A 7193-nucleotide genomic window follows, 5' to 3' on the forward strand; every position below is an offset into this window, starting at 1 on the left:
CCGGTGGGGCTCGGGGGGCGGCTCGGGCGTGTCGCGGGGACCCGGGGGCCGCCCCCTGCCCCGGGGCAAGCGGCGCGCGCGCCTGCGCGGGGGATTGTTTGGCGGCGCCGGTGCGCGCGAGCTGTCGGGTGAGATCGGCGGCGGCAGCGTCGCGCTGCTCCAGCAGCTGCGCGGCTCCCCGCTCCACGGCGTCAAGGTCGCTGGCGAGCCTGCCTGAATCCATCACCCCCACGTGCACCCGCGCCAGTGCCTTCAAGTGCTCGGCGCGCTGGTGCAGCAGCTCTCGCAGCTGTCGTTGTAGTGCCTCGGCCTGGGCGTCCAGGTCGACGAGGCTATCCTGTTGCTGGCGCGACAGCTCGGCGAGCTGCGCCATGGCCTGCAGGCCGCTCATCATCGCCCGCGTCCCTCCTTACCAATGGGTGATGGCCGCGCCCGTGGTGGACAGCCGGTACTCCGGCGTCAGTCTGCCAGCGGGCTTACGCCCCATGAGGTCGGTCTGAATGATGCCGTCGTCGCGCTTGTCCGCGGCCACAGCGTCGAAGGTGGCCTTGTCCACGCGCAGGGCCCAAATGTCCACCATCTCGGTCTCGCCCGTCTCCTCGTTGGTGATGGGCACCTGCAGGACTTCGCCGCGGGGGCCGATGGCCTCGACGATCAGGTAATAATTGCGGGCGTTGGGGTTGGCGTCCGGGACTCGCCAGATGCCGCTGCGCTCGCCCGGGCGGGAGACGATGCGAATGCTGTAGTCGGCCTCAACCTGCGCCCGTAGGGCCTCGAGCTCATCCAGCGCCGCTGCCGCGGCGGCGCTGTCGCCGTCGCGCAGGGCTTGCTCGCCTGCGGCCAGCAGGCGGTCGGCACGCTGGTCTGCGGCGGGCTCCTCGGCCAGCTCGGTAACCTCGGCATGCATGGCCTCCAGGCGCTCGGGCAGGGCAGCGTGCGGCGCGACCACCAACAGTTGCCAGGCCACCAGCGCCGCCGCCACCACCGCAATTCCGCCCAGCATCCATTTGCCCCAGGTACCACGGCTGACGTAGACACGAGCCAAGGCTGTGCCCAGGGATTTGGGCGGCGGTTTGTAGACGAAGCGGTCCTGCTCCAGCGCGCGGACGCCCTCGTCCAGCACGCCGTCGCTGACATCGATGCCTTGGGCTGCATAGATCTTGCGCAGACGCGCCTTCAGCGCCTGCTCGCGCGCCCCGCTGTCGAGCTCCCGCTGCACGAGCCGCTCCTTGCGGCGCAGGGTGTCGACGACATCCATCGCGAGCATGACGTCGTCGAGCGGCGGTTTGCCGTCTGCGCCGGCCGCGACGGTGTCGGCAGCGGCGCTGCTCCCGGGGTTGCTCATGCCGCGGCGACCAGCCCTTTGCTCTCTTCGGCGAGGCGCGCCATGCGCCGCTTGCCGTCCTCGACGGCGTCGCGGATCTCCTCGGCGTTACGCGTGGACTCCTTGCGCATCTGCTCGATGATCTCGCGGGAGTGGGTCTGATAGCTCACCACGGACTCGACGAGCTTTTTCACGGAATCGGCGCGGACCGTCGGCCCATAGCCCGCCTTCACAGCCGCTTCCTGCACCTTGCCACCGATGTCCGCGAGGACCTCCAACGACTGACTCACGCCCTCCTTCATGGCGTTGACGGTGGCCGTGGACTCGCCGAGGCCGAACATGCCCGTGAAGGACGCCGTGAGTGCTGTCAGCACCGTCTCGTTGGTGGAGAAGAAGCTCACCGCCTGCTGATACAGGCGCTCTTTGGCATTGGTGGTCTGATGCAGGCGTGCCATCACCACCTCGGAGGTGTTGTAAGAGACGGTGATGTTATCGGCCAGGTCCTTGGCGATCTGGTAGCGCTTCTCCACGTCTTGGAGCGCACGCACGCGTTCGTCCCGCGCCATCTCCAGCTTGGCCCGCTCGGCGGCGTCGTCGCCGGCGAAGCTCTCCACGGCCTGCATGGCGCGGTCCACCTCGGCCTTGGCGGCGTCCAGCTGACCCTCGGCCTTCTTCAGAACCTCCAGCGCCAACACCTCGGACTGCTTCATGGCGCCGCGGAAATCCTGGTAGGCATCGAGGATGCGCTGCTCGCGCTGCACCTGGTCGTTGGTGTCGGAGGTGACGTCCAGGTAGGTCTCTTTGATCTTATCAAAGCGGTCGGCAATATCGCCGCGGGTGACCTTCATCCAGACGTTGGACATGCGCTCGAAGGTGTCGAGCTTGCCGTCCTCCAGCTGGTCCACCATCTTCTTGGCGTCGTCGCGGATGCTGTTGAAAGCCTCGGTGATCTGCTCGTACCGGGTGCCGATCTCCATGGCCTGCACCTGCTCACGCACCACCTCGTTGAAGGTGGAAGCCTGCGCCAGGGTTCGGGCAATGGCGGTGACACGGCCCTCGTCGAAGCCCGAGATGCGGTCCAGCAGCGCGATCATTGGGTCGTCAGCGGTGGACTGCTCCGTGGGCGCGAGGCCCATGTCGTGCAGCGTGTTCATGGCCTTGTCTAGATACTGCATCGGGCTCGCGGTGTCAGGCATCGTCTGTGTCCTCCTGATGGGAGCCGCCGCCGTTGCGGATGCGGCTGAATAGTTGAGCTGGTCTGCCTTCCGACCGGCGGTTCGGTGATGGTGCCGCAGGACGGACTGCTTCAACGCTCATATAAGCGCTGCATGTGACGATATGAGTCACCGCCCGGCCGAAAAGCGCAAAAGCGGCCGCCGGTGTCGGCCGCTCCCGGACAGCGCACCCGCCTCGGCTCGTGGCGAAAGGCGCTCGCCATCCATGGGCCGCCGTCAGTCGCCGTAGAAGGCCTCCTCGACCTCGGCGGCGGGCACCTCCTGCTCTGTGTCGTCCTCGATGCGCACCAGACGGACGACAGGGCGCCCCTCGCTGCTGAGGGTGATGGATTCCCCCTGCACCACGCGTTCGATCAGCTCGTCCAGATGCTCTGCGGCATAGTCGGTGGTTACGATCTGCATATGGTCGTCTCATTATCTTGCATGAGCGGCGGATGCCGCTGTCGGTCTTTGCCGGCGTGACAATGTCCGATGCTCGGCTGACCCGACAAGTATGGCCCGGCAACGCCCTTGGAAGCACCGAAACCGTGGCCGAGTACCTCCGCGCTGATATCAGGCACGCGCTGCCCGCGCGGCCGGCAGCTCCCTCAGCAATCCCTCGGGCAGGCTCGCTCCCACATGCACGGGTCCTGGTGAGAGCGGAGGCAAGTCGCGGCCGGGGGCGAGGTGGGCCGGGGCGCTCGCGGCGTCCATGTCCCCACCGACGCGAATCAGCACAGGGGCGGGGCCGAGCTCCGCGCGTAAGTGTCCTGGCAGAGCGGTGCTGCGCGCGAAGAGCGGCGCGCCCGATAGCCCGCCGCTCATCTGTTGGGTGTCCGCCGAGACGGCGCTGAAATCCACGCTGGTATTGCTGACCACGAGTCCGGCGCATCCTGCCGTGAGGGCCGCTTGGGCGCAGGCGAGGGCATCGGCGTCTGCCAGGTCTGGGGCCAGCTTGACCAGAAGCGGCCGCGGCTGTTCCAGCTGCTGGTTGGGCTGCTGGACGGCGTCGACGATGGCCTGCACTTGGTCCACCGTCTGCAGGTCCCGCAGGCCCGGTGTGTTCGGGCTCGAGATGTTCACCACCACGAAGTCCGCAAGCTCGCCGAGCCGCTCGAAGCTGCGCCGGTAGTCCGCCGCCGCGTCCGCCGCCGCGGCGGCCTTGGACTTGCCGATGTTGATGCCGAGGGGCACCCGCAGGGCGTCATGCTGGCGCAGGCGCTCGATGCGGGTGGCCACCACGTCGGCCCCGTCGTTGGGGAAGCCCATCCGATTGATGAGCGCGCCGTCGCGCGGCAGTCGGAACACCCGCGGACGCGGGTTACCCGGCTGACGCAGTGCCGTCACCGTGCCCACCTCGACAAAGCCGAAGCCGAGGGCCTGCCAGAATGTGGCGGCCTGGGCATCTTTGTCGACGCCGGCGGCCACCCCGAGGGGATTCGGGAAGTCGAGCCCCATCACGCGGGTTGCCAGCTCTGGTGGGCAAGTGATGTCCGCCTCGCCGACCCCACGGCCCAGGCGGCTGGCCAGGGAGGTCGGCCAAAGTCGGGCGAGGAGCAGCCCGAGCTGATGGGCGCGCTCCGCATCGAGTCGGAACAGCAGCGGTCGCAGCACGCGCCAAAGTCCGACGGCGGGCGGTGGAGCAGTCTTGCGGCGCGTGCTGGGGGGTGAGGCCGGAGACGGGTTCAGAGCGCGGGCCCGATGCTGTTGGAGATCAGGCCCACCAATGTCGCACAGCGCAGTGGCCAAGGTCCACAAGCATTGCCCTAGGTCTACGTCGGCCTCTTGCAGACGTGGCAGACTAGCGGGATTTGCGGGCTATTGTGCGGCGACCAGCGGCCCGCGTGCGCAGCGGCATCACGCCGGCCACCCCGGAGGTCACGACAAACGATGAGCGACACCGTCAAGTACCTGCTCGATGAGGAGCACCTACCCACCCACTGGTACAACATCAATGCGGACCTGCCGGAGCCCATGGCGCCGGTGCTGCACCCGGGGACCAAGCAGCCGGTCACCCCGGACGACCTGGCGCCCATCTTCCCGCGCGCGGTTATCGAGCAAGAGATGTCGACCGAGCGCGAGGTGGAGATCCCCGGCCCGGTGCGGGACGTCTATCGCCAGTGGCGCCCATCGCCGCTGTTCCGTGCGCGCCGTCGGGAGCAGGCGCTGAACACCCCGGCGCGCATCTATTACAAATACGAGGGCGTGAGCCCCGCCGGCAGTCACAAGCCCAACACCGCTATCGCCCAGGCCTTTTACAACAAGGCCGAGGGCGTGAAGCGCATCACCACCGAAACAGGTGCCGGGCAGTGGGGCTCATCCCTGGCGCTCGCCGGCACTTTCTTCGGCCTGGAGATCGTGGTCTTCATGGTCCGGGTCAGCTTTGATGGCAAGCCTTACCGGCGCGCCTACATGGAGACCCTCGGCGCCCAGTGCATCGCGAGCCCGAGCGACCAAACCCAATCCGGCCGCGCCATCCTGGCCGAGCACCCGGACAGCACCGGCAGCCTCGGGATTGCCATCAGCGAGGCCGTGGAGATGGCCGTGCAGCGCGACGACACCCGCTATGCCCTGGGCTCGGTGCTGAACCATGTGCTGCTGCACCAGACCGTCACCGGGCTCGAATCGCTCGAGCAGCTCGCGATGGCCGACGACTATCCGGATCTGGTCATCGGCTGCACCGGCGGCGGCAGCAACTTCGCCGGCCTCGCCTTCCCCTTCCTGCGCGAGAAGTGGCAGCGCGGACTCGACACCGAGTTCATCGCCGTGGAGCCCTCCGCGTGTCCGACCCTCACCAAGGGCGCCTTCGCCTACGACTATGGCGACACTGCCCATTTGACGCCGCTGGTCAAGATGTACACCCTGGGCTCGGGCTTCGTGCCGCCAGGCTTCCATGCCGGGGGCTTGCGCTACCATGGCATGGCACCGCAGATCAGCCATCTGGCCAAGCTCGGCCACATCGCCCCACGCAGCTACAATCAGCTGGAGTGCTTCGCGGCCGGTATCCAGTTCGCCAAGGCCGAGGGCATCCTGCCGGCACCGGAGGCCAATCACGCCGTCAAGGCGGCCATCCACGAGGCGGAGAAGTGTCGGGAATCTGGCGAGTCCAAGGCCATCCTGTTCAACCTCTGCGGCCACGGCCACTTCGACATGCAGGCCTACATCGACTACAACGCCGGCAAGCTGAAGGACCTGGTCTACGACGAGAGCGAAGTCGCCATGGCTTTGGCGGGGCTACCGTCCGGCTGCTGAGGCGGTGCCTGCGGCGCGTGCTCGCGCCGCAGGCGCAGCGAGGAAGATCCCGCGGGGGACCAAACCGTGAAGAGCATCGATGCCCATCGATCCAGCGCGTGCGGACGGCGACCTGATTCGGCGGCGTCCGCCGTCCGAGGTGGCGTCCGCGCGGTGGCTGATCTCGTGCTGGTTGGAATCCTGTTGATCGCCACGGGCCATGCATCGGCGCAAGCTGGCGACGAGCGCGGTGCCGGTCACAGCGACGACGCCGTGACGACCAGCGGGCTCGCACCGACGCAGACGGAGGCGGCCGTCTTGCGCGAGCGCATTGCGACGCTTGAGGCCGAGCTGGAGCAGGCCAGGCTCGAGCGGGCGGCGGCGGAGGCGCACGTCGCCGAGCTTGAGGCGGCGCTCGCACAGCACGATCGGCGCCGCCAGACCGTCGCGCGCGAGCACACGGCTCAGCTCAGCGCCGCGGAGCTGCGGGCGCGCGAGCACAAGGATCGGCTGCTGAGCGCTGAGGCCCGCATTCAAGCGCTGGAGGCCCATCTCGCCGAGCGTGACGAGCGCATCACCGGCCTGCGGGATGCGGCCGCGGCCAGGGAGTCGTTGCGCGAGCGTCTCGAGACCCTGCGCGCCCGCCTGCCCGCGCCGGAGGGCGGCAGCCTCACTGCCGAGGAGGCCAGGCGGCGTGCCGAGCAGGATGCAGCAGCCCTCGCCCGGCTCGTTGAGGACGCCCGCGGTATCGACAATCCCAGGCTCTGGGGCGAGGTGCGCAGCGCCGAGAACGCCCTGCACCACAGCCAGTTCCTGGTGGCCAGAGCCGACAACGCTCGTACCGTCTACCGCGTGCGCCCGGGGGACAGCCTGCGGCAGGTGAGCCTGCTGTTTTACGGCAACACGGAGCGCTGGACCGATGTCTTCGACGCCAATCGACACGTGATCGAGGACCCGAATCGGCTGCTGCCGGGTCTCACGCTGGTGGTGCCCTGAGCGTCGCGCGCTCGGAACCGATACCCCTCGGTGGCGCTCTCTGACTCGTCGGGGGCGGCATCACCATCCTCGGCGTTTTCCTTGTGAGCTGCAGATATAGCGGAGAGTAGCGAGTTTCGAGGGGCGAGTTTCGAGGAAGAGAAAAGGCGTGAGCAGGTTGTTCGCGCGACAAACCGAAAACCGGCCTGCGATGGGTATGACGGCCATCTTCCGGACGGCACCCAGACTGCGCTGCGCCTGAGCGATCTCGGCAGCCTGATGGTCACCACCTGACGATGAGGCAGGCGGCAGGCGCCAAGGTGCGTCTTGCGCTGCAGAGACGTGCCGATTGGCCAGAGTCTAAAGCGGAAATGGCGCGCCTGACAGGATTCGAACCTGTGACCCCTGCCTTCGGAGGGCAGTACTCTATCCAGCTGAGCTACAGGCGC

7 protein-coding genes and 1 tRNA gene are annotated in these 7193 nt (G+C 68.0%); 2 read left to right on the top strand and 6 right to left on the bottom strand.

Going from position 1 to position 7193, the window contains the following annotated elements; all coding sequences use genetic code 11:
- The 5 genes from I6U14_RS04905 to I6U14_RS04925 form a co-directional block, all read right to left on the bottom strand.
- Positions 1-394, bottom strand: a 394-nt coding sequence (locus I6U14_RS04905) for a hypothetical protein (protein WP_296897358.1), incomplete at its 3' end; no start/stop codon positions are given.
- 15 nt (positions 395-409) lie between these two features.
- Entirely contained in the window at positions 410-1345 is a 936-nt protein-coding gene (locus I6U14_RS04910; protein ID WP_296897359.1) for a DUF6384 family protein, read from the bottom strand.
- On the bottom strand, positions 1342-2520 hold the full coding sequence (locus I6U14_RS04915; protein ID WP_296897361.1) for a cell surface protein: 1179 nt from the start codon (positions 2518-2520) through the stop codon (positions 1342-1344). Before I6U14_RS04915 ends, I6U14_RS04910 begins: the two co-directional genes overlap by 4 nt.
- 255 nt (positions 2521-2775) lie before the next feature.
- Positions 2776-2961 carry a type II toxin-antitoxin system Phd/YefM family antitoxin gene (locus I6U14_RS04920; RefSeq protein WP_296897363.1) on the bottom strand — a complete coding sequence of 62 codons (186 nt, stop codon included), beginning with the start codon at positions 2959-2961 and terminating at the stop codon, positions 2776-2778.
- Between the two features lie 150 nt (positions 2962-3111).
- Positions 3112-4152, bottom strand: coding sequence for a quinone-dependent dihydroorotate dehydrogenase (locus tag I6U14_RS04925; protein ID WP_296897365.1), 1041 nt, complete (start codon positions 4150-4152; stop codon positions 3112-3114).
- 276 nt (positions 4153-4428) lie between these two features.
- On the opposite strand from I6U14_RS04925, the gene I6U14_RS04930 reads away from it, so the two are divergent.
- Together I6U14_RS04930 and I6U14_RS04935 are read left to right on the top strand one after the other, a co-directional pair.
- A complete protein-coding gene (locus I6U14_RS04930; RefSeq protein WP_296897366.1) occupies positions 4429-5790 on the top strand; it encodes a TrpB-like pyridoxal phosphate-dependent enzyme in 1362 nt (453 codons plus the stop codon).
- Between the two features lie 153 nt (positions 5791-5943).
- Entirely contained in the window at positions 5944-6765 is an 822-nt protein-coding gene (locus I6U14_RS04935; protein WP_296897368.1) for a hypothetical protein, read from the top strand.
- A gap of 351 nt (positions 6766-7116) precedes the next feature.
- Here the strand turns inward: I6U14_RS04935 and I6U14_RS04940 are convergent.
- Positions 7117-7193 (bottom strand) — tRNA-Arg (locus I6U14_RS04940).

The sequence above is a fragment of the Thiohalocapsa sp. genome, from assembly GCF_019695415.1.
Lineage (GTDB): Bacteria > Pseudomonadota > Gammaproteobacteria > Chromatiales > Chromatiaceae > Thiohalocapsa.